The sequence below is a fragment of the Microbacterium sp. 18062 genome (assembly GCF_902706225.1).
GTDB lineage: Bacteria > Actinomycetota > Actinomycetes > Actinomycetales > Microbacteriaceae > Microbacterium.
Genome location: NZ_CACSKB010000247.1, coordinates 1 through 484, shown reverse-complemented (window position 1 = coordinate 484; position 484 = coordinate 1). Strand labels below are relative to the sequence as shown.

The 484-nt window shown below is 71.7% G+C and carries 2 protein-coding genes; one reads left to right on the top strand and one right to left on the bottom strand.

Translation table 11 applies throughout. The features are described 5' to 3' along the window. Positions 1-260: hypothetical protein (locus GVL03_RS19610; RefSeq protein WP_200847299.1), on the top strand; the 260-nt coding region annotated here is incomplete at its 5' end. Between the two features lie 9 nt (positions 261-269). Here the strand turns inward: GVL03_RS19610 and GVL03_RS19605 are convergent. Continuing rightward, on the bottom strand, positions 270-484 hold a 215-nt coding region (locus tag GVL03_RS19605), incomplete at its 5' end, for a tRNA-guanine transglycosylase (RefSeq protein ID WP_159502605.1).

Genomic DNA, 484 nt, shown 5'->3' with positions numbered 1-484 from the left:
CGCAGGGGGCGCCCGGTACGCCGGCCGGTCGCCGGGAGGCGGCCTGCAAGGCGCGCGTCGCGGAGATCGGTGCCCGGCACGGCGCCGTGGTGGTGGATTTCCGGCGTCCCTCGTCGATCACCACGCGGGACGACAATTACTGGGATGCGCTGCACTACCGCCTGCCGGTGGCGGCGCGGATCGTAGCGGGCCTGAAGGCCGCCGTCCGCTTCGGGGCCGACGACCCGGACGGCACCTACCGCATTCTGGCGCATCCGTGAGGCGGATCCTCATCCGGCGGCGGCGCGTTCGGCCCGTGCCCAGCCCTCACGGGTGGCGGCGCAGTAATCGGTGAACCGCCCCTCGCGGATCGCAGCCCGGGCGCCCGCCATCAAGTCCTGGTAGTAGGCGAGGTTGTTCCAAGTGAGCAGCATCATCCCCAGGATCTCGTTCGACCGGACGAGATGGTGGAGATAGGCCCGGGAATAGTCGCGCGCCGCCGGGC